Annotated in this window: 17 protein-coding genes; 6 read left to right on the top strand and 11 right to left on the bottom strand. The window is 64.8% G+C overall.

Features of this window, described 5'->3' with window-relative positions; all coding sequences use genetic code 11:
* Together ACTX90_RS09855 and ileS are read right to left on the bottom strand one after the other, a co-directional pair.
* A complete protein-coding gene (locus tag ACTX90_RS09855) occupies positions 1–1293 on the bottom strand; it encodes a bifunctional folylpolyglutamate synthase/dihydrofolate synthase (protein ID WP_443444013.1) in 1293 nt (430 codons plus the stop codon).
* Between the two features lie 53 nt (positions 1294–1346).
* Positions 1347–4616 (bottom strand): isoleucine--tRNA ligase, encoded by a 3270-nt coding sequence (gene ileS / locus ACTX90_RS09860; RefSeq protein WP_443442021.1) that lies wholly within the window; start codon positions 4614–4616, stop codon positions 1347–1349.
* A 486-nt stretch (positions 4617–5102) separates the two neighbouring features.
* Between ileS and helR the strand changes: the two genes are divergently transcribed.
* Positions 5103–7292, top strand: a complete 2190-nt coding sequence (helR, locus tag ACTX90_RS09865) for an RNA polymerase recycling motor ATPase HelR (protein ID WP_052772386.1) — start codon at positions 5103–5105, stop codon at positions 7290–7292.
* Between the two features lie 65 nt (positions 7293–7357).
* On the opposite strand, the gene ACTX90_RS09870 is transcribed toward helR, so the two are convergent.
* Complete coding sequence (locus ACTX90_RS09870) at positions 7358–7696, bottom strand: GNAT family N-acetyltransferase (RefSeq protein ID WP_443442022.1); 339 nt, start codon at positions 7694–7696, stop codon at positions 7358–7360.
* A gap of 381 nt (positions 7697–8077) precedes the next feature.
* Between ACTX90_RS09870 and ACTX90_RS09875 the strand changes: the two genes are divergently transcribed.
* From ACTX90_RS09875 to ACTX90_RS09890, 4 genes are all read left to right on the top strand, one after another.
* Entirely contained in the window at positions 8078–9322 is a 1245-nt protein-coding gene (locus tag ACTX90_RS09875; protein ID WP_052772387.1) for a sensor histidine kinase, read from the top strand.
* Complete coding sequence (locus tag ACTX90_RS09880) at positions 9319–9936, top strand: response regulator (protein ID WP_443442023.1); 618 nt, start codon at positions 9319–9321, stop codon at positions 9934–9936. Before ACTX90_RS09875 ends, ACTX90_RS09880 begins: the two co-directional genes overlap by 4 nt.
* A gap of 110 nt (positions 9937–10046) precedes the next feature.
* Positions 10047–12152 (top strand): MMPL family transporter, encoded by a 2106-nt coding sequence (locus ACTX90_RS09885; RefSeq protein WP_443442024.1) that lies wholly within the window; start codon positions 10047–10049, stop codon positions 12150–12152.
* Complete coding sequence (locus ACTX90_RS09890) at positions 12145–12582, top strand: DUF2871 domain-containing protein (RefSeq protein ID WP_120989330.1); 438 nt, start codon at positions 12145–12147, stop codon at positions 12580–12582. Before ACTX90_RS09885 ends, ACTX90_RS09890 begins: the two co-directional genes overlap by 8 nt.
* Before the next feature lie 79 nt (positions 12583–12661).
* On the opposite strand, the gene ACTX90_RS09895 is transcribed toward ACTX90_RS09890, so the two are convergent.
* Positions 12662–13762, bottom strand: a complete 1101-nt coding sequence (locus ACTX90_RS09895) for a hypothetical protein (protein ID WP_443442025.1) — start codon at positions 13760–13762, stop codon at positions 12662–12664.
* 252 nt (positions 13763–14014) lie between these two features.
* On the opposite strand from ACTX90_RS09895, the gene ACTX90_RS09900 reads away from it, so the two are divergent.
* Entirely contained in the window at positions 14015–15250 is a 1236-nt protein-coding gene (locus tag ACTX90_RS09900) for an exonuclease domain-containing protein (RefSeq protein ID WP_443442026.1), read from the top strand.
* Positions 15251–15348: 98 nt separating this feature from the next.
* Here ACTX90_RS09900 and ACTX90_RS09905 read toward each other — a convergent pair whose 3' ends face one another.
* From ACTX90_RS09905 to cysD, 7 genes are read right to left on the bottom strand one after another with little or no spacing between them, the layout of a single operon-like run.
* Positions 15349–16803, bottom strand: a complete 1455-nt coding sequence (locus ACTX90_RS09905; protein ID WP_424677936.1) for an FAD-dependent oxidoreductase — start codon at positions 16801–16803, stop codon at positions 15349–15351.
* A 17-nt stretch (positions 16804–16820) separates the two neighbouring features.
* A complete protein-coding gene (cobA, locus tag ACTX90_RS09910; protein ID WP_120989326.1) occupies positions 16821–17600 on the bottom strand; it encodes a uroporphyrinogen-III C-methyltransferase in 780 nt (259 codons plus the stop codon).
* A complete protein-coding gene (locus ACTX90_RS09915; protein WP_053798263.1) occupies positions 17593–18450 on the bottom strand; it encodes an ABC transporter permease in 858 nt (285 codons plus the stop codon). The genes cobA and ACTX90_RS09915 overlap by 8 nt, the downstream gene beginning before the upstream one ends.
* The gene (locus tag ACTX90_RS09920; protein WP_047119293.1) at positions 18428–19165 is read right to left on the bottom strand and encodes an ABC transporter ATP-binding protein; all 738 of its coding nucleotides are present in this window, start codon (positions 19163–19165) and stop codon (positions 18428–18430) included. Before ACTX90_RS09920 ends, ACTX90_RS09915 begins: the two co-directional genes overlap by 23 nt.
* Positions 19165–20250: an ABC transporter substrate-binding protein gene (locus ACTX90_RS09925; RefSeq protein ID WP_443442027.1), complete on the bottom strand. Its 1086-nt coding sequence runs from the start codon at positions 20248–20250 to the stop codon at positions 19165–19167. The genes ACTX90_RS09920 and ACTX90_RS09925 overlap by 1 nt, the downstream gene beginning before the upstream one ends.
* Positions 20237–21532, bottom strand: coding sequence for a sulfate adenylyltransferase subunit 1 (locus tag ACTX90_RS09930; protein WP_443442028.1), 1296 nt, complete (start codon positions 21530–21532; stop codon positions 20237–20239). The genes ACTX90_RS09925 and ACTX90_RS09930 overlap by 14 nt, the downstream gene beginning before the upstream one ends.
* Position 21533: 1 nt before the next feature.
* Positions 21534–22457, bottom strand: a complete 924-nt coding sequence (gene cysD / locus ACTX90_RS09935) for a sulfate adenylyltransferase subunit CysD (RefSeq protein WP_443442029.1) — start codon at positions 22455–22457, stop codon at positions 21534–21536.
* Positions 22458–22469: the final 12 nt, after the last annotated feature.

Genomic DNA, 22469 nt, shown 5'->3' on the forward strand with positions numbered 1-22469 from the left:
CTAGGCTCCTCCCTTGAGCAGGGTCGTAATCTCGCCCACCAGTGTAATCGAGCCGGTCACCAGCACGCCGCCGGACAGGTCGTTGCCTGCCTCGGCGCGGCCGACGGACCACTCGATGGCGTCTTCCAGGTCTTCGGTGACGTGGATGTCTTCTTCAGGCCAGCCGGCGGCCAGCGCCATGTTTGCCAGTTCCCCGGCCGGGATGGCCCGCGGCGAGGAGGACTGGGTGATGCACAGGTCCTCCACCAGGTCGCCGTACTCCTCGCGCATGGTGTAGAGCATGGCTTCGGCGTCCTTCTCCCGCAGGATGCCCACCATGAGCACCAGCCGGGAGAAGCCGAAGGATTCGCGGATCGCCTCAGCCGAGACGCGGATGCCGTCCGGGTTATGCCCGGCATCCACCAGGATGCTCGGCGCGGTGCGCACCAGTTCCAGGCGTCCGGGGCTGGAGGTCTCGGCGAAGCCCTCGCGGACCAGGTCCGCATTCAGCTCGCGCTCTCCCCCGCCCAGGAAAGCTTCCACGGCGGCCAGCGCCACCGCGGCGTTCTGCGCCTGGTGGGCGCCGAACAGCGGCAGGAAGATCTCGTCATAGGTCGCGGCCTGGCCCTGGATGCTCAGCAGCTGGCCGCCCACGGCGACCTGGCGGTCCAGCAGCTTGAAGTCCAGAGACTCGAAGGCCGTGCGGACCTCCAGCTCGCGGGCGCGGGCCAGCAGCACGTCGGCGGCGTCCACCGGCTGCACCGAGGAGACGAGGTAGCCGCCGGGCTTCAGGATGCCCACCTTCTCCTGGGCGATCAGCTCGGTGGTGTCGCCCAGCAGGTCGGTGTGGTCCAGCGAGATCGGGGTGATCACCGAGACGTCGCCGTCGGCCACGTTGGTGGCGTCGGTGATGCCGCCCAGGCCCACCTCCAGGACCACCACGTCCACCGGTACCTCCGCGAAGATCGCGAAGGCCAGGATGGTGACTGCCTCGAAGTAGGTCAGGCGGGTTTCCCCGCGCTCGTCCAGCTCGGCGTCGACGATCTCCAGGAACGGGCTGATCTCGTCCCAGACGCGCACGAAGGTTTCCTCCGATACCGGTTCGCCGTCCACGCTGATGCGCTCGGTCACGGAGACCAGATGCGGCGAGGAGTAGCGGCCGGTGCGCAGGTCGTGCGCGCGCAGCAGGGACTCGATCATGCGGGCGGTCGAGGTCTTGCCGTTGGTGCCGGTGATGTGGATAACCGGGCAGGCCTTCTGCGGCTCGCCCAGGATCTCCATGGCGCGGAACATCGGGTCCATGCGCGGTTCCATCTTGTTTTCCGGCGCGCGGTCCAGCAGGTCGCGGTAGACGCGGCTCAGTTCGCTCACTTGGCCGCGTCCTGCATCACGACGACGGTGACCTGCTCGGATTCGACCGAGTCGTCGACCAGTAGCTCCAGCTGCGCGGTCAGCGTCTCGCCGGTCACCAGCTCGCGGTTGGCTTCCAGCGCCGCGATGGTCTCCGAGGTGGCGGTGACCACGGTGCGGATGCGGTCCGAGACCTGCAGGTCCGCGTCCTTGCGGGCGGACTGGATGGAGCGGATCATGTCGCGGGCGGTGCCTTCGGCGGCCAGCTCGGCGGTGACCTCGGTGTCCAGCACCACAAATCCGGCTTCATCGAGCACAGCGGCGCTCCACGAGCCATCGGATTCACCAATAACTGTTGTCATTTCGAAAAGATTAGGAGTAACAACGATTGATTCACCATCGATGTTCATGCTCAATCCTTCAGGTCCGCCCACAAAGTTACCCGAATCGATAGCTTTCTTAATCAAAGGGACGTTTTTGCCAAATACTTTCCCCAGTTCTCTGAAGTTGAGCTTCAAAGTCATTCCGATTCCATATTCTGCGCGGGCAGAATCTGAATATTCGATCAGGGTGACCGACTTCAGGTTCAGCTCGTCGGCGATGATCGACTCGTAGGTGCCGGCCAGGCGGGCGGCATCGGTGAGCACGATCTTCAGCTCTGCCAGCGGCAGGCGCACCCGCAGGTTCTTGGCCTTGCGCAGCGAGGAGCCCACCGAGCAGATCTTGCGGGTGGTTTCCATGGCTTCCAGGGCCGTGGCGTCGGTCGGGAAGTCGTTGGCGTCCGGCCAGTCGGTCAGGTGCACCGAGCGCTGACCGGTCAGGCCGCGGTAGATCTCCTCGCTGGCCAGCGGCAGCAGCGAGGCGGTCACCTTCACCAAGGTTTCCAGCGCGGTGTACAGGGTGTCGAAGGCCTGGGTGTCCTCGTCGAAGAAGCGCTGGCGCGAACGGCGCACGTACCAGTTGGTCAGCGTGTCCATGTAGCGGCGCACTGCCTCGGTGGCGTCGGAGACCTCGTAGGAATCTAGCGCTTGCGTGACCTCGCGCACCAGCTGGCCGGTGGCGGCCAGCATGTACGTATCCAACGGGTCGGTGGAGTCGGTGGAGAACTTGGCCTCGTAGCCGGCACCGTTGTTCGCGGCGTTGGTGTAGAGGTTGAAGAAGTGCCACACGTTCCACAGCGGCAGCAGGACCTGGCGCACGCCCTCGCGGATGCCCTGTTCGGTGACGATCAGGTTGCCGCCGCGCAGGATCGGGCTGGCCATCAGGAACCAGCGCATCGCGTCGGAGCCGTCGCGGTCCAGGACCTCGGTGACGTTCGGGTAGTTCTGCAGGGACTTGGACATCTTCTGCCCGTCCGAGCCCAGCACGATGCCGTGGGAGATCACGTTGGTGTAGGCAGGGCGGTCGAACAGCGCGGTGGCCAGGATGTGCATGGTGTAGAACCAGCCGCGGGTCTGGCCGATGTACTCCACGATGAAGTCCGCAGGATTGTGCCCGCCGTCGAACCATTCCTGGTTCTCGAACGGGTAGTGCACCTGGGCGTAGGGCATCGAGCCGGAGTCGAACCAGACATCCAGCACGTCCTCGACGCGGCGCAGGGTGCCGCTGGCGGCGCAGCCTTCATGGGCGGCGGTCAGCTCGTCGATGAACGGGCGGTGCAGATCCGGCTGGCCGTCGTGGTTCACCGGCAGGCGTCCGAAGAAGTTCTTCAGTTCGTCCAGCGAGCCGAAGACCTCGCGGTGCTCGCACTCCACGCCGTCGCATTCCCAGACCGGGATCGGGGAGCCCCAGAAGCGGTTGCGGGAGATCGACCAGTCGCGGGCGTTCTCCAGCCACTTGCCGAACTGGCCGTGCTTGACGTTGCCCGGGATCCAGTTGATCTGCTCGTTCAGCTCCAGCATGCGGTCCTTGATCTTGGTGACCTCGACATACCAGGAGGAGATCGCACGGTAGATCAGCGGGGTGCGGCAGCGCCAGCAATGCGGGTAGGAGTGCTCATAGGAGGCCTGCTTGACCAGTCGGCCGTCGGCCTTGAGCACGTTGGTGATGGTCTTGTTGGCCTCGAAGACCTGCACGCCTGCGATGTCGTTCAGCGGGCCGCCGGTGAAGACCGGCAGGAACTTGGCGCCCTCGTCCACGGAGAGGATCACCGGGATGCCGTTGGACTCGCAGACCTTCTGGTCTTCCTCGCCGTAGGCGGGAGCCTGGTGGACCAGGCCGGTGCCGTCCGCGGTGGTGACGTAGTCGGCGGTGAGGATCTGCCAGGCGTTTTCGGTGCCGTACTTCTCGGTGTCGGTGTAGGTGTCCCACAGCGGAGCATAGCGCACGCCGGCCAGCTGGGCGCCGGTGTAGCTGGCGGTGATGGCAGCGGCGGCGGCCTTGGCGTCCTTGTAGCCCAGGTCCTTGGCGTAGGAGCCCAGCAGGTCCTTGGCCAGCAGGAACGGTCCGGCGGCCTCCGAGGCCTTCACGCCGTTCTCGCCCGCGGGCACCACGACGTATTCAACGTCCGGGTGCACGGCCAGGGCTTCGTTGGTCGGAAGGGTCCACGGGGTGGTCGTCCAGGCCAGGGCCTGCACGCCGGCCAGCTCGGCCGAGACCGGGTTTTCGCCGGCGAGGATGGTGAAGCCCACGGTGACGGTCTGGTCCTGGCGGTCCTTGTAGACGTCGTCGTCCATACGCAGCTCGTGGTTGGACAGCGGGGTCTCGTCCTTCCAGCAGTACGGGAGCACTCGGAAGCCCTGGTAGGTCAGGCCCTTGTCGCTCAGCTGCTTGAACGCCCAGATGACCGACTCCATGTATTCCACATTGAGGGTCTTGTAGTCGTTCTCGAAGTCCACCCAGCGCGCCTGACGGGTGACGTAGTCCTGCCATTCGTCGGCGTACTTCATCACCGAGGTGCGGCAGGCGTCGTTGAACTTGTCGATGCCCATCTCCAGGATGTGCTGCTTGTCGTTCATGCCCAGCTGCTTCATGGCTTCCAGCTCGGCTGGCAGGCCGTGGGTGTCCCAGCCGAAGCGGCGTTCCACGCGCTTGCCGCGCTGGGTCTGGTAGCGGGCAACCAGGTCCTTGACGTAGCCGGTCAGCAGGTGGCCATAGTGCGGCAGGCCGTTGGCGAATGGAGGGCCGTCGTAGAAGACGAATTCTTCGCCCTCGCGCTGGTCGATGGAGGCCTGGAAAGTGTTGTCGTTCTTCCAGTAGTCGAGCACGCGCTTCTCAATTTCTGGGAAACGCGGCGAAGCCGGGGTCGAACCGGTTGGGTCAGTAGTGACCTTCGGGTAGAAGCTCATCGCTTTGGCCGTCCTTCAAGCGTAGGGTCGATAAATCCTTGCCTACGAGGACGACTTTCGCCGCGGTACCACCCCGCTTATCCCCCGCCGGGTGCTGTGGGCACTGGCGGAAAATCGCTTCTCTTCAGCTGTGACGGGCTGGACCCGGTCGGTTCTACTTGGCGCTCGGCGAACGTGATCGAAAAACGCTGTTCTTCCGACGACTCCCCGGTGATGGCCGGTTCAAAGTCATGGTTCATCTATCTTATCGCGACTTGGGCACTGTGAAAATTCGCGGCACCAACAAAGTGCGCAGTGAGCGCACTGTCACATCGCCAATGCGTTCAAGTCGAAAAATCGTGGCATTCTTCGACCTCGGAGACGGCGAAGTTCCCTTGACCCTCATTTTCAGAATAGCCCACCGGCACCCCCTTGCCGCAAGGCCCCGGGCAGGGCGCATAATCGATGTTTGCCCCGCTAGTTTGATGCAATGCCAGGAGTCTTCGAATGCCCTATTTCCCTTCAGCCGCTGGCGCGCCGCTACCTGATTTTTTCGCACTGTCCAACACGCAGGCCGGCCGCTTGCCTGCCGGGTCGCTCGACGCGGACAATGTGCGACTGCAAGAAATCTGGCTGCGTGTGGAGTACCTTCGAACCCAAACCCGGCACCGGCTCATTTCGCGCGGTGCCGACCGGGCGGGGGTTTTGCAACAATCCCTGGAACGGGACGTGGAAGTCACCGAGCTGGGCCAGCGGCTGGCGCAGCTGGACCGCGTCGGTCCCCAGTCCTGCCTGGGATTTATGCAGACGTCTTCCGGCGAGCGCCTTTTCATCGGACGCCTGGGCCTAAGCGATGAACAGGGCAACCCTCTCATGATCGACTGGCGTGCGCCAGCTGCGAAACCGTTTTTCGCTGCGACCCATGCGAACCCGCAGGGTTTGGTGATGCGCCGGAGGTACCGCTGGCGCAAGCAGTTGATCGCCGGCTACTTCGACGAGGTGTTCGACCTGGAGCATCTGGGCGACAGCACCTCGCTGGATGACCATTCGGCTTTTCTTGCATTGCTGGGTGAGCAGCGCACCGGGAAGATGCAGGATGTCCTGGCGACGATCCACGGCGACCAGGACGCGATCATCCGCCGACCATCGACCGGGGCCCTCGTGGTGGACGGGGGTCCGGGGACGGGCAAGACTGTTGTAGCGCTGCATCGTGCCGCGTATCTGCTGTATTCGGACGTTCGGATGAAAAGCCAGGGCGGTCGGGTGCTCGTGGTAAGTCCCCATGATTCCTATACAGCCTATGTTTCCGACGTCTTGCCGAACCTCGGGGAGGACGAGGTACTGGTTTCAACACTTTCGAACATGGTTTCGAACGCTGGTGCCATCGAGGTGGAGTCCGACGCGCGCATCAGGCAGCTCAAGGCTACCGCCGCGATGGTTGACGCCGTGGAACGAGCCATTCAGGTGTTCGAACAGCCTCCCGTGCAGGAATTGGTCATTGAAACCCCGTGGGCTGATCTCATGCTCTCCCCTGCCCAATGGACGGCCGCGGTGAATTCGCTCGAATCGGGTTTGGACCATAACGCCGCGCGCTCCCAGTTGCGCGAGATACTTGTCGACCAGTTGGCGGCGAAGATATCCGGCGACGAGGTCAGCGGTTCAGAAGCCAGGCAAGCAGTTGCTACCAGCGACCAGCTGGATGCCTGCTTGGAGGAGTACTGGCCTGTCTTGGATCCGGGCAATCTCTTGCGGACCCTGTATTCGAACGCACCCTTGCTTCGCTACTGTGCCCGGGAGCTGAGCTTGGACGACATCGACACGCTGCTGCAGGCAGGGGCCGGGACAGCGTGGACCGAGTCTGATTTGCCGTTGCTCGATGCAGCCCGGGCGCTGGTTGGCGACCCGCACGGTGAGCAGGTCCGTTTGCGGCGTGCCGCCGAATTCGCTTCGGAACGCAGGCTGATGCGACAGGTCATCGACGACCTGATCGCTTCCGCCGATGACAAGGAAGACCTGTCCTCGCAGCTGATGAATTCCGACCTGCAGGATCGCTTAATCCAGCAACGGTCCGTCGAGGAACCACCTGGCGACGCCTTGGCAGGGCCTTTCTCCCACGTGATTGTTGATGAAGCCCAGGATCTGACCGATGCCCAGTGGGCGATGGTGCTGAGGCGTTGTCCCTCGGGCAGCCTGACGATTGTCGGCGACCGGGCGCAGGCAACTGGAGGTTTCAGCGAGTCCTGGGCTGAGCGCCTAGCCCGGGCAGGCATACGGGACGTCAATGTTGCACAACTGAACATCAATTATCGAACCACCGCCCAGGTCATGGATGCCGCCGCAAGTGTCATCCGCCAGCAGATGCCTGAGGCGAATGTTCCTGTGTCCATTCGCTCCGATGGCGCACCGGTACGATATGCACATCCCGATGAACTGGAACCGATTCTCAGTGCCTGGCTGCAAAACCACGCTGAAGGTATCGCCGCGGTCATCGGCCACGACTCGTTCGTACCGCGGCCGAGGGTTGCCGCGTTGAGCCCTGAGCAGGCCAAGGGGCTGGAATTCGACCTTGTCCTGCTGTACCGGCCCGAGCGCTTTGGTTCCGGCGTGGAAGGATCCGTGCGACGCTACGTCTCCATGACCCGAGCCACCTCGCAGCTGGTGGTGCTGCACGATGCGGCTAGAACAGGCACCGCATGAAGCCGACGAGGTATCTCGTAAAGCCCGGCGGATTGCCGGAACCGATGCCGAAAGGCAGAAAATTCTTACACCGCGATGTCATCCCATTCGAAACGGGTGACGGTTCCACTTGACCAGTCGTCACGCAGGATTGAGTAGCCGATCGAGGCCATGGGTCGACCATCCGTTGTTGGCCATCCCATTCGGTAGTGAGCTTCCTTTAGAAACCCAGAGCGAATAAAGGTCTTGCGCATGGCGATGTTGTCTTCCCGCGTCTGGCCTTCGAAGCGGAGAGTGTTCGGCATTGATTCGAAAACCAAGTCGCATAGGGCGCGCAGTACCTTCACGCCGATCCCTTGCCCTCTATACGACTCGACCAGACGCAGATCGAACAGCGGAGATTCGGCGTCCTGCAAGTCTTCCAAGACAACCATTCCAATGCGTTGTTCGCCTTGCGCTACCCAGTAGCCTTGCCGGTCTTCATTCTAGTAATAGCTATTTTCGATTCTTGTCCGTACGTCTTCTCCACGGGGTGCCTGCTGGACATGGAACGGGAATCGATTGGCGGTCAGGAACTTGAGCAGCTCGTCGGCATCAGAGGCCGACATCTGAACGAAAGCGATGCACATGTACTGAGTTTACGCGGAGGGGATTTTCATATCCCCCTATTCGTCTCGCCCAATTCGGGAAGCAACTTTGCCGAGGTATAAAACATCGGATTGGAGCCAGGGAAATCGGCGAGCGCATAGCGTTCCTTCCCCAAAAGAGGAACATGGCCAACCACGGATGTTCGGTAGTCTCAAGACATGAGCCTTTACCCGTCCTCAGCGCCACATCTGGAATCAGGACACCAGCTGATCACTTCACCGGCGATCCTCCGCTGGGGCCAGCATGTGGTCACCGCCATCCTTCTCGCGGTGGTGGTGCTGCGCGGCCTCTCCACGGAAGCCAGCCTCTGGCCGGTGCTCCTGGCGGCAACGCTATTTGCTGGGTGGTACATTGCCGGCTTCGTCCGCATGGCGGTGCGCGGGGAAGCCAAGCTTCCATCTTGGTGGATTGCCGTGCTCCTGGCCGTCTGGGTGGCGAGCCTTTGGACGACCCCGGAGTTCATGTGGCTGGCGTTCAGTCTCTGGCTGTTGCTGGGACACCAGCTGCCCTTGCTCCCGTCCATCCTCTGGTCTCTGGTGCTTTACGCCTTCACCATCATGACCCCGTACCTGCACAATGGACAGTCCTCCTTGGCATCCGTCGTCGGGCCTTTGGTCGGCGGATTGTTCGCCTGGGGCATCTCCCGCGGCTACCTGCAGCTTGAACGCGATGCGGAGATCCGCAGCAAGCTGGTGGATTCATTGATGCGTGCCCAGCAGGAAATGGCGGACCTCCAGGAAGAACTGGCCCGCTCGCAGCATGAGGCGGGTATCGCTGCCGAGCGCACCCGCTTGGCGCGGGAGATTCACGACACGGTGGCCCAGCAGCTTTCCTCGATCGGGCTCCATGCCAAGGCGGCAACCGCTGCCGCGGATGCGCAGACTGCCCTGGACGCTCTGGCGCGTATTGATGAGCTCTCCGGACAGTCGCTCAACGACTTGCGCCGGATCATCGCGGCACTGGCCCCGGCGGAACTGGACACCCAGGCGCTCGCCGGAGCCTTGGAACGTGTACTGGCGTCATTCGAAACTGATTCGAAAGTCGCGACTCGCTTGAACGTTGAGGAAGGCATCCCCGCGCTGGATCCCAGCATCCAGATTGCGCTGCTGCGTACGGCGCAGTCAGCACTGTCCAACGTCAGGCGCCACGCGCAGGCCACACGGGTCAGCCTGAACCTTGGGGTGCTTGCCAACGAGGTGCGCATGGATATCGTTGATGACGGCATAGGATTTGATGTCGAGTCACCGCGACACGGGGCAACACCAGCCGGCGGCTTTGGTTTGACCGCAATGATCCAGCGATTGGGCGAGCTCGGTGGCGGCCTGGACATTGAAAGCTCACCAGGTGAAGGCACCGCCCTGTGCGCGCACCTGCCAATGACTCCTCGGAAGGATGCACAGTGATCAAAGTGCTGCTGGTTGATGACCATCCCATTGTCCGCACCGGACTGCGGGCGTTGCTGGCCAATTATCCGGAAATCTCGGTGCTCGGGGAGGCCTCCAGCGGCGAGGAAGCGGTAGCGATCACCCAGAGGGATCCGGCGGATGTGGTGCTGTGCGATCTGCGCCTGGGCGACGGCATGAACGGCGTGGCGACCACTGCTGCGTTGCGGGCGATGCCTAATCCCCCGCAGGTGCTCATTCTGACCACCTTCGACAAGGATGCCGAGATCATCCAGTGCATCGAGGCCGGAGCGGCAGGCTACCTGCTGAAGGACGTCTCGTCCCAGACCATTATCGAATCGATCCGCCAGGCTGCGGCAGGGCAGCTGGTTTTGGCACCTGAAATGACGCAACGGGTGCTGGCTGGGATGCGCCGTCCCAAGGTGGAACTCACCCAGCGAGAGTCCGAAGTGCTGCAGCAGCTGGCGACCGGTGCCAGCAACAAGCAGATCGCCAAGACCCTCTTCGTCTCGGAAGCGACAGTCAAAACCCACTTGGTGCATATTTTCGACAAGCTCCAGGCAAGCTCCCGCACGGGGGCAATCCATGCAGCCAAGGACCTCGGCCTGCTCTAACCAGGCGGAAGCCATGGCGACTCGCCCGAGGCCGCCTCAACCGTTCGGTTGATCTTTGAATCAGCACAAGCCACGATGGCAGACACTGTTAATCCGAGTTGACTGGAAGTATGAAAGTTCCAGTCATTTCCCGCGTCGCCAGTTCGCTGACTTCCCGGCGTTCAGCCCGTTGGTGGACCGTGGCCCTGCTCGCCGTGGTCGTGTTGCTCTTTGGCGCTTTGAGCGGGGTGGATGCCCCCAAGCGCGCAGACAGTTCGCTCGTTGCCGGCTCAGATTCCGCCAAGGTCGCCGAACTGCTGGCACAGAACAGCGACAGCACCACAACCTCCGCCATCCTTGTCGCCAACGGTTCCACTGGGGAAGCGTTGAGCAGCAGCAAAATCGATCAGGTCACCAAGCTCGCACCGCAGATGGCCTCCGACCTGGCGGTCAAGACAGGTCCAGCTCTTCCCAGCGAGGACGCCAAGGCCGTGATGGTTCCAGTTTCCTGGGACACCGTCGACCTGGACGCCGACAAGCAGACCCTGACCGAGATCCGCGACTGGCTGGGCGCGCACGAGTTGTCCCTCGTCCAGTTGCAGATGACTGGTTCAACCGCCTTCGCAGCTGACGTCAGCCAGGCTTTCGCAGGCGCCGACTTCACCCTGCTGGCAGTCACCGTCGGCATCGTGGCGGTGCTGCTAATCGCCACCTACCGCTCCCCCATTCTCTGGCTGATTCCGCTGGCCGTGGTGGCCTTGGCCGACCGTAGCGCCTCGATGGTCGCCAACGTTCTGGGCAACGCCTGGGACCTGCATTTCGATTCCGGCGTGCTCAGCGTGCTGGTCTTCGGCGCGGGCACCAACTACGCGCTGCTGCTGATCTCCCGCTACCGCGATGAACTGCAGAAGAACGAGGACCACCGCAAGGCGCTGGCCAAGGCCTGGGCCGCCAGCTTCGAAGCAATCCTCACTTCCAACCTCACCGTAGTCCTGGCTCTGCTGACCTTGTCTCTTGCTGTCATGGAAGACACCCGCGGCTTGGGCATCGTCTGCGCCGCCGGCTTGCTCATCGCAGCCTTGTTCGTTTTCCTGCTGCTGCCGCCGGTCCTCGCTCTGTGCGGACGCAAGGTGTTCTGGCCGCTGGTTCCCAAGCCGGGCCAGCCGAACACCCGCGGCAAGTACTTCGGCAAAGCCGCCACCGCGGTCATGCGCAAACCGGGGGCCAACCTCGCAGCCCTGGTTGTGCTGCTGCTGGTCTTGGCCGGCGCGCTGACCGGAACCCGTCTCGGTCTGGACCAGACCCAGCAGTTCCGTACCCCGACCGAATCGGCGAGCGCCATGACCGTGCTCTCCGAGCACTACCCGGCCGGCGAAGCACAGCCAATCACCGTGCTGGTTGATGGATCCGACACCACTGTCCTGCAGGAGCGGCTCAAGGGCCTCGACGGGGTGGTGCGCGTCGGCGAAGCCCGCGAACTCGGGGATTCCTCCTGGCCGCAGTTCTCCGTGATCTCCTCGGATGATCCTTCCGGCTCCGAGGCCATGGATCTGGTCGCCCAGATCCGTTCGACCGCCGACGAGGCAAGCACTGCCACGGTCTTGGTGGGCGGGCAGAGCGCATCGCAGTACGACTCGCATCAGGGCCACCTGCGCGACCTGTATGTCATCGCTCCGATGATCATGATCATCTGCTTCGCCATGCTCGGCTGGCTGACCCGTTCCTGGCGTACGGCCCTGTCTCTGGGTTTGGTCAACCTGCTCAGCGCCGCGGCGGCCGTGGGACTCGGCTCCTTGATCTCGTCGATGGTCTTCGATGTCTCGGCATTGGACGTCCAGGTTCCGCTGCTGGCCTTCGTGTTCCTGGTCGCTCTGGGTGTTGACTACACGATCTTCTTCACCCAGCGAGTCCGCCAGAACTCCGCCACGTCCTCGCTGACAGATGCCGTGGCCAATGCGGCACGCAGCACCGGCTCGGTAATCACCAGCGCCGGCCTGGTCCTTGCCGGAGTCTTCGCAGCCCTCTCCGCCCTGCCGCTGATGGTTCTGGGACAGCTGGGACTCATCGTGGGCCTCGGCGTCCTGTTGGATACCTTCGTGGTCCGCACCCTGCTGCTGCCGGCACTGTTCGCAGTCCTCGGTTCCAACAACAAGCCGGTCTTCGGCAAGGGTTCAGGCGTCCAGTATGCCGTTGAATCCGAAACTTCACCTTCGACAGAAAGCTCCATCAATGCGTAAGCTCGTCAATCTTTCGTTCATCTACATGGCCGTCGGTGTGGCCTCCGGCTTGTTCTACCGCGAATTCACCAAAATGAACGACTTCCCGGAAGGCGGCTGGACCCAGCTGTCAGTCGTCCACACCCACCTGCTGGTGCTCGGATTCATGGTCCTGCTCATGGTCCTGTTGCTGGAGAAGGCGTTCAACATCAGCGCCCATGCCAAGCTCTACGCATGGTTCATGTGGACCTACAACATCGGTGTCGTCCTGACCGCGGCCATGCTCACCGTGCACGGATCGCTGACCGTATTGGGCAAGGAATCCAGCGCCATGATTGCAGGTATCGCCGGGCTGGGGCACATCGCGCTGACGGTCGGCATGGTTCTGCTGTTCGTCATGCTGCGCCGCAGCGTTCCTGCCGCCAAGGCTTCGAAGGCTGTTGGCGCCTAAGGGCCTAGCACCCGCCGACTAAATAACGCCGCGGCCGTTCCCCCGATTCAGCCGGGAACGGCCGCGGCGTTTGTTCGGCTCAGGAAGACTTGCCCCATGCCATGGCGGCGGCATGATGCCTTCGGTAGGCAACCGCCCCGCGTATGGCTGCGCGGTCCCGGGCCGCCCGCTTCTTGAGCAGCACCTCCATCGCATCGCCGTCGTATCGTCCCAGCGGCTGCGGAGGCAAGCTGCCCGGTGCAAGCCATCTGCGAACTAGCAGCAGCACCAGCACAAAAACCAGGAGCAATTCAATGCCAAGGAAGAGCAGGTACGCCAGCGACGTTTGCCGATCCCCTTCGGTCAACGACAGCGCCGGCAGCGCGGCCATGGCCGCGGTGGCGAGGACCTTGGCGCCCATGGCCATGAGCGCGAAATACGTCTCCGGATGCGAAACCCATCTGCTGTGACGGCTCCCCCTAGTGTGCCGTATCGCCAGCAGCGTCATAAGGACCGCGTCGATAATCAAGAGGTTCACCACCGACGCGGCGGCGGACAGGAACAGCACCGTCGCCCAGTGTCGGACCAAGCCCGCGGTTCCGTGGACAATCGCAATGTAGGCCACGAGCACACCCAGATGAACCAGCATCATCAGCGCGATGATCCAGAGCTTGCGGCGAACCAGCGAAGCCCGGGCGCGGACCCGTCCACCGGCTCTTGGCCTCCCCCATTGCTTGGCATACCACTGGTCGTAGGCCTGCAGCGGTTCTTCCCCCAGAAGTCCAAGCACGGCGTCGGCCTGCGCCGCGTTGACCTCGTCAAGATGGCCCAATTGCAGCAGCACAGCGCCAATGGCAACACAGACGATGTGTTCAAGGCGCTCAATGCCGGAAGTAAAGAGCACCCCGATCGCGCCCATACCGATCATGCTGCCCAGGAAGATCCGGCAATTGTGCAGGATGCGGATCTTCACCGGCCGCTCCACAGGGTAGGGCGCCAGCGGCGCAGTGGCGGCCAGGCCCGGAGCTGCCAGGGCCAACGCGATCACGATGGCAACAATCACCGCATAGCCTGCCAGAATCAGCCCGGGACCCGGTACCGTCACGGCTTCAACCCACGCGGAAAAGCCGATCCAGACTCCCTCGCGCAGCAGCGGCAGGGTCAAGGGAAGGTAAATGCTCAGGGCGAGAATGGCCGCCATCTGCCCTGGCTGGTCCCGGCCATACAGCCGTGTCCCCTCAGCGAGGTGGCGCAGGGATGAAGGAAAAGCGTTGCGCATAAACGGTACACCATCCATTTCATGCCGAGGCCTGGGGCGTCGGGATCGACCTGAACGAAAAAGCGACTGTGAACTGATCATATGTGAACCCCAGGGTTTCAGCCACGCGCATCCGGTGGGCAGAATGGGAGTTACCGGATTCAGCCGGAGAAAAGTACAGGGGGAAATATGAAAATGGCCAGCGGAGTCTTCTCCGTCCTCGACACCGAGACCACCGGGCTGTTCCCCGGCGGACATGACCGGATCGCGGAGATCGCCATCGTGAGAATGAACCGCGACGGCGAAGTGCTGGACCGCTGGGAAACGCTGGTCAACCCGCAGCGGGACCTGGGCAAGCAGTCGCTGCATGGAATCCGCAGCCGTGATCTGCTCGGTGCCCCGACGTTCAGCGACCTGGCCGCAGAACTGGCATGGCGGCTGTCAGGCACCGTGCTGGTGGCCCACAACCTCTCCTTCGATGCACGGTTCCTGGACGCGGAGTTCCGCCGGGCCGGCATGCCGGTGCCGGGGCACTTCCTAGAGCATGGGCTGTGCACCATGCGCATGTCCCATCAGTACCTGCACGGCGCCGGGCGCTCGCTGCAGGACTGCTGCGATTCCTTCGGCATCGAGCTCCTGGAAGCCCACAGCGCGGCCGGGGACGCGGCCGCCACCGCAGTCCTGCTCTCGCGCTACATGGAACTCGATGAGCAGAATCCCGAATGGGATCTGCGCCTTGGCCGGGCGGCGCAATCGGCGTGGATCAAGGCGTCCCCGGGAGGACGCATCATTCCTGTGCGACGGGCCGCCGCCGACGCCGAACCGGCCCGCCACTTCCTGGACCGGCTGACCACCCGCTTGCCCCAGTTCACCGGCACCGAAGCCCAGGACGACTACCTGGCGATCCTCGACCGGGCGCTGATGGACCGGTACTTGTCGGCCCACGAGGAACAGCAGCTGATCTCGCTGGCCGCGGAGCTGAGACTCGACCGGGCCGGGGCGCTGGAACTCCACGAGCTGTATTTCCAGCAGCTGGTGCGCGCAGCCTGGGCCGACGGCACGCTGACCGAGAAAGAACTTCTGGATCTCAAGACGGTCGCCGGCCTGCTCGGGCTTGGGCAGCAAAGCCTGCAGGGAGCGCTGAGACCGCCTGCGGATATCGAACTAGCCACGGCTGAGGCGGTGCCATCTGCCGGAAAACTTGCTCCCGGATCTCTGGTGGTGCTCACCGGGGACATGTCCCGGGCCCGCGCGCAGATCGAGGAGGACCTCCGGGCCGCTGGTTATGTTCCGCATGGCGCCATCACCAAGAAGGTGAGCCTGCTGGTGGCCGCGGATCCGGATTCCCTGTCAGGCAAGGCCAAGAAGGCCCGGGACTACGGCATTCCAGTGGTGTCCGAGGACTACCTCTGGGACACGCTGCTCGCCTGAACCGCCCTCGGGACCGGTTCACTGCACAAACACCCAGGGATGGCCCCGCCGGCAGTGCGGCGGGACCATCCCTGAGATGTCAGAGTCTGGGGTGGAGCTTACAGACTCTCAGCTAGTTTTTTTGCGCGGGAGAATTCCAACATGTCTTCGCGATCGACAACCTTGATGCGGTCGCGGGTGATGTCGCCGAAGCGGGTGGCCACGGTGCCTTCGGCAGCGCCCAGCTCCTTCTCGTGCGCGTCCAGGGACTTCCAGCCATCCCAGTCGGAGAATTGCACACCGCGCTCGTCCAGCAGATCCGCGATGGACTGCTCGATGGACGGCTGGGCCAGGGAGCCCAGGTCCTCCAAGAGGTGGTTGATGGTCTCCAGGGCGTCGCCCTTGGTGTGGCCGATCAGGCCAACCGGACCGCGCTTGATCCAGCCGGTGGCGTACAGGCCGGGCACGTGGGTGCCGGTTGCGTCCAGGACACGGCCTTCGACGTTCGGCAGCACACCCTTGGCGCCGTCGTATTCGATCTCGCCGACGGCCGAGCCGAAGTAGCCCACCGCGCGGTAGAGCGCCTGGATCGGGTACTCGATGAATTCGCCGGTGCCGCGGGCGCCGCCGTTGCCGTCCAGCTCGTTGCGCTCGACCTTCAGGCCGGTCACCTTGCCGTCTTCGCCCAGTACCTCGATCGGGGACTGCAGGAAGTGCAGGTGCAGGCGGCGCGAGGCGCTTGGAGCTTCTTCGCGCTCTTCCTGCTCGATCAGCCAGTTGGTCAGCGTGGAGACCATGGTCTTGGTCTGGTTGTTGGTCTTCATGGCCTCATCCGAGGCCTTGTCGAATTCGAAGTCCTCCGGGTACAGCACGATGTCCACGTCCTTGGAGTGGGACAGCTCGCGCAGTTCCAGCGGGGTGAACTTCACCTGGGCCGGGCCTCGGCGCCCGAACACGTGCACGTCGGTGACGGCTGAGTCGTTCAGCTGCGCGTAGATGTGGGCGGGGATTTCGGTTTCCAGCAGCTGGTCGGCGTGCTTGGACAGGATGCGGGCCACGTCCAGCGCCACGTTGCCGTTGCCGATGACAGCGACTTCGCGGGCCGACAGGTCCCAGTCCTTGTCTGCATCCGGGTGGGCGTCGTACCAGGACACGAAGTCAGCGCCGCCGAAGGAACCGTCCAGGTCGATGCCTGGAATGTTCAGGTCCGCGTCCTTCTGGGCGCCGGTGGCGATGATGATCGCGTCGTAGCGGGCGCGCAGGTCCTCAAGGGTGATGTCACGGCCCAGTCCGACGTTTCCGTAGAAGTCGATCCAGTCGTTGTCCAGCACCTTGTGCAGGGCGGTGATGATGCCCTTGATACGCGGGTGGTCCGGGGACACGCCGTAGCGGATCAGGCCGAACGGGGTTGGCAGCTCGTCGAACAGGTCTACCTTCAGGCTCAGCGCGCCGGAGGAGACCGGCTGGCTCTTGTTGAGCAGATCAGCGGCATAGATGCCTGCCGGGCCGGCGCCGACAATTGCCACGCGCAGGGCGCGGGCCGAAAGGTGCTCGGGGACGATCAGTTCACTCATCAAACAACATCTCTTTCTTAGTCAACGAATGTGGCCGCCGCAGGGGCGTCGGCGTTCTCTAGCGGCAGGAGGCCTGCCAGGCTGTCGGAGGCTTCCGGGGCTAGCCGAACGACATCACCAATCACGATGACGGCCGGATTCGCCACTGCGGCCTTGCGGGCTCGCATTACAATCCCTTCTAGCGTACCGATAGTTGTCCGCTGCGTCTGTGAGTAACCTCGCTCAACTATCGCAATTGGCGTACTTGACGGTAAACCGCGGGTAAGCAATGTCTCAACAATTTTCGGCAAATTCGAGACTCCCATCAGCACGGCGAGGGTGTGGTCGCTGCGGATGGGCACATCCGCCAGCTCGGTATGGCCGCTGACCACAGTGAAACCTGCGGCCACCCCGCGGTGGGTCACCGGGATGCCGGCGGCAGCCGGAACCGAAATGGAGCTGGTGATGCCGGGGATCACCCGGGTGGGGATGTTGAACTTGGCCGCATAGAGCAGCTCTTCGCCGCCGCGGCCCAGCACGAACGGGTCCCCGCCCTTCAGGCGCACCACGTTCTTTCCCTCCAAAGCGTATTTGACCAGCAATTCATTGATCTCGTCCTGGGTTTTCACGTGGCAGCCCGGGGCCTTGCCCACGTCCACCACGATCACATCGTCAGCCAGGTCCGCAAGCAGTTCGGTCGGCCCGAGCCGGTCTGCCAGCACCACGTCCGCGGCGAGCAGGGCCTTGTAGCCGGCGACCGTGATCAGTTCCGGGTCGCCCGGTCCCCCGCCGATGAGGGTGATATGTCCGTTAGCCATGGTTTTCTCCAGTTCGAGTCATTCCGCGGTCGCGCAGCAGTTTGCGTTCCAGCGGGGCAAAACACAGTAGTTCGATCAGCACGCCCACCAGCAGGATCACCAGTATGACCAACATCACCAGGGGCAGGTCGGCCAGATCCCGGCCGCGCTGCAGCAGCGAGCCGACGCCCAGGGCGAGTGAGCCGCCCACCGCGATCAGTTCCGCCGCCATCAGCGAGCGCCAGGCGAAAGCCCAGCCCTGGCGCAGCCCGGCCACGTAGCCGGGCAGCGCCGCGGGAAGCTCGACATGCACGATATGCTGGCGCCTGCTGGCACCGAGCACCCGGGACAGGGCCGAGTACTGGGCGGGGATCATGTCGATGCCTGAGAGCAGTCCGTTGATGATCGAGGGAATCGCCCCGAGCAGCAGCACGGTGTAGATGGTCGCGTCGCTCAGCCCGAAGAGGATGATCGCCGCCGGCACCCAGGCGATAGAGGGCAGCACCTGCATGGCCGAGACCAGCGGGCCCAGGCCCTTGCGCAGCAGCGGCAGGTGGGCCAGCAGCAGGGCCGCCGGGGTGGCGACCAGCACCGCGATCGCGAAGCCCGACAGCGCCCGGAACAGCGAGGTGCCCACCGCGGAAAGCAGGGTCCCGTCGGCCAGCAGCTCGGGCAGCTTGGCGGCCACGGCCGCCGGGCCGGGGAACAGGTCCTCGCGCAGCGGCGAAGCCCAGGCGGCGATCTGCCACAGGCTGACCAGCACCACCAGGGTGATCAGCGGGGCGATAACCGCATCGGCGCGCCCGCGGCGGCGCAGCACGGCGGCCGGGCGGAGCGCGGCGGCGGCCCTAGTTTGCGTCAGTGCGCTCATGCTTGCGCTGCTCCTTTCGCAGGATGGTGGTCAGTTCGTCGGCCAGGGCGGCCGACTGCGCCGGGTTGCGGCGCAGGTCCTCGGTGATTCTCCGGGTTTCCAGGATGCGTCCGGGATGGGAGGAGAGGACCAGGATGCGCCCGGAGAGGCGGATGGCCTCGCGCACGTTGTGCGTCACGAAGATGATGGTTTTGCCCGTCTGTTCCCACAGCGAGCGCAGTTCCTCGTGCAGCAGGTCGCGGGTGATGGCGTCCAGGGCCGCGAAGGGCTCGTCCATCAGCAGCACCTGCCGGTCCTGGGCCAGCGCCCGGGCCAGCGCCACACGCTGGCGCATGCCGCCGGAGAGCTCGTGCGGCTTCTTGTGCACCGCGTGCCCCAGCTGGACCAGCTCCAGCAGCTGGTCCACCCGTGCCTGCCGGGTGTCCTTCGGATGCCCGGCCAGCTTCAGCGCCAGCTCCACGTTGCGGCCCGCGCTCAGCCAGGGCAGCAGGTTCGAATCCTGGAACATGAACGCCGCCCCGTCGTCCGGGACGTCCAGCCAGCCCTCGGTGGGGGCCAGCAGCCCGGCGATCAGGTTCAGCAGCGAGGACTTGCCGCAGCCCGAGGCGCCGAGCACTGCGATGAATTCGCCGTCCTCGATGCGGGCGCTGAGCCTGTCGATGACCAGCCCGGTGCCCGGGTAGCTCAGGGACACCTCGTTCAGCTGCACTCCCATTACTTCCCCTCCCCGGCGGCGAAGGAGTCATCCACCAGACCCTGCGTGCTGCCCGGTTCCCCGATGCCCACCGCGGCCGCATGGGCCACCAGGGTGTCGAAGGTTCCGCTCAGCGGCGTTTGGTCGAAGCTGATCTGGTCCAGCGCCGCGGAGATCACCTCATCGGACAGGGTGCCGCCGCCGTGCGCGGCCAGGGCCTGCTGCACGGCGTGAAGCTTCTGCTGCTCGCCGGTGGTGTTCAGCCAGACGATGGCCTCCGCGTTGGCCTGCACCAGCTCCCGCACGGTGTCCGGGTGCTTGGTGATGAACTCCTGCGAAGCCACCAGCACCGTGGTCGGGAACTTGCCTTCCGGCCACAACTGCGCCTCGTTGACCAGGCGGTGCGCCCCGTACTGCTTGACCAGCAGCGAGGCGTGCGGTTCGGGCAGCCAGGCCCCGTCGATGGAGCCGCGGGCAAACAGCTGCGGCACGGTGCCGTTGGAGCTCGGGGTGACGGTGACCGACTCATCCAGGCCCCGCTCCTTCAGGAAGCTGCGCAACGCCACGTCCTGGGTGCCGCCGTACTGCGGGGTGGCAAGTTCGGTGCCGGCCAGCTGGGACACCTCGGTGATGTCCTTGGAGACAACCAGGCTGGCCCCGCCGGAGGCGGCCCCGGCGATGACGCGCAGCGAGGTCCCCCCGCTGGACAGGTAGCTGTTCAGCGCAGGGCTGGGACCCAGGTAGGCCGCGTCGATGGCCCCGGAGTTCAGCGCCTCGATGGCCGCGGGGCCCGCGTTGAAGATTTGGGTTTCCACCGTGGTGCCGTCCGCGCCCACTGCCTTGTCCAGGATGCCCTTGGCTTCGGCCACCAGCGCCGGGGCGTGGGTGGCGTTCGCGAAGTAGCCCAGGCGCAAGGTGGCGGCCGGTCCCTGGTCGGCGGCCGTGCCGGCATTCTTGGCCGGGGCCGGGACGAAGGCGGTGAGCACCGCGGCCACCGCCAGCAGCCCCGCCGCGGCTGCCCCGAAGGCCCTACCGCGCCGGTTGGCGCGCGGGGCGTGCGCGGTCAGCCGGGTGCGTCCGGCGGCCGGCCGCTCAGGCGGCTGCATGCCCGGCTCCGATGATCCCGGCGGCCAGGGTGCGCCCGGTGGCCGGTTCGATGAGCAGGAAGCTGCCGCCGGTGCGCGAATCTCTGTATTCGGCAGGGCTCAGGGCCGCGGAGCTGCGCACCGTGAGCCGTCCCAGGTCGTTGAGCCCCAAGGTGTCGGCCTGCCGGTGCGAGTAGTCGGCGACGTCGAGCACGTGGCTGATCGGCCCGATCTTCGCGGCGGCGACCTTGGTGCCGTGCTTGAGCAGCACCCGCTGCCCCTCGGCCAGCGTGGCCGGGGCCAGGATGCACACCTCGGCGTCGAATTCGCGCACCGCCTGCGGCAGCTGACCTGCCACCACGGTGTCCCCGCGGGCGATGTCCACCTCGTCCTCAAGTTCAAGCACGATCGCCTCCCCCGGCTGCGCGGTGCCCACCGGCCCGGACGGGGTGCCGATGGCCTTGACCCGGCTGGTGGCCGGGTAGCCGTTGGACAGGATGCCCACCGTCTCTCCCACCGAAAGGCTGCCGTCGGCCAGGGTGCCTGCATAGCCGCGGAAGTCGCGGTACGCTTCCGGGTCCAGGCCTGGAGCCAGCGCTCCCTGCGGGCGGATCACGTACTGCACGTCCAGCCGGGCGGTCCCGGCGGGGCGCCCCGGAGCCAGCTCTTCGAGCAGCCCGAGCAGGGTGGGCCCGGCGTACCAGTGGCTGTGGGCGGAGGGATCCACCACGTTGTCCCCGTGCAGCGCGCTGACCGGGATGACGGTGGCGGCCTGCAGGCCCAGTTGCCCGGCCAGGTCCAGCGCCTCGGTTTCGATGGCGCTGAAACGCTGCTCGTCCCAGTCGACCAGGTCCATCTTGTTGACCGCGAGCACCAGCTGCGGCACCCGCAGCAGGGCGAGCACCCCCAGGTGGCGGCGGGTCTGCTCAAGCACCCCGTGGCGGGCGTCCACCAGCACGATGGCGGCATCGGCGGTGGAGGCGCCGGTGACGGTGTTGCGGGTGTATTGCACGTGGCCCGGGCAGTCGGCCAGGATGAAGGATCGGCGGGCGGTGGAGAAGTAGCGGTAGGCCACGTCGATGGTGATGCCCTGTTCGCGTTCGGCGCGCAGCCCGTCGGTGACCAGCGCCAGGTCCAGGGCGCCGGCCTGTCCGCCGAAGCCGCGTTCGGCGCTGGTGCGGGCCAGGTCGTCCAGCGAGTCGGCGAGGATGGCCTTGGCGTCGTGCAGCAGCCGTCCCACGAGCGTGGACTTGCCGTCGTCCACGGATCCAGCGGTGGCGATGCGCAAAAGTGTGGTGGTCATCTTAGAAGTACCCTTCGGTCTTGCGGTCTTCCATGCCCGCGGCGGAAATTCTGTCGTCGGCGCGGGTGGCGCCGCGTTCGGTCAGCGTGGCCACGGCCAGCTCGTCCAGCACCTTCTCCACGGTGTCAGCGGCGGAAAGCACCGCGCCGGTGCAGCTGGCATCCCCCACGGTGCGGTAGCGCACCTGGCGGATAACGACCTGTTCGGCCGGTTCGGGCTGGCTGACCGCGGTGACCGCCCGCCACATGCCGTCGCGTTCGAAGACCTGGCGCTGGTGGGCGAAGTAGATGGAGGGAAGCGCGATGTTCTCGCGCTGGATGTAGGCCCAGATGTCCCGTTCGGTCCAGTTGGAGATCGGGAAGGCGCGCACGTGCCAGCCAGGCTCGTGGCGGCCGTTGTACAGGTTCCAGATTTCCGGGCGCTGGTTGCGCGGATCCCAGACGCCGAACTCGTCGCGCAGGGACAGGATGCGCTCCTTGGCGCGGGCCTTGTCCTCGTCGCGGCGGGCCCCGCCGAAGACCACGTCGAAGCCGTTGGATTCGATGGTGTCAAGCAGCACCCGGGTCTGCAGCCGGTTGCGGGTGCCGTCGGGCAGTTCGGCCAGCTCGCCGCGGTCGATGTACTCCTGCACGGAGCCGACCACCAGGTTCAGGCCGTATTTCTCGACCACGGCATCGCGGAAGTTCAGCACCTCGCCGAAGTTGTGGCCGGTGTCGATGTGCACCACGGGGATCGGCACGCGGCCCGGGTAGACGGCCTTGGCCAGCAGGTGCAGCACCACCACGGAGTCCTTGCCTCCGGAGAAGAGCAGTCCGGGCTTCTCGAATTCGGCGAGCACCTCGCGGATGATATGGATGGATTCGGATTCCAGGGCGTCCAGGACGCTGCGCTGGGTGCCGGTCGGGGCGGTAGCGGTGAGGCTCATGGGGAGGTCCTT

The organism is Glutamicibacter soli (assembly GCF_052322135.1).
GTDB lineage: Bacteria > Actinomycetota > Actinomycetes > Actinomycetales > Micrococcaceae > Glutamicibacter > Glutamicibacter soli.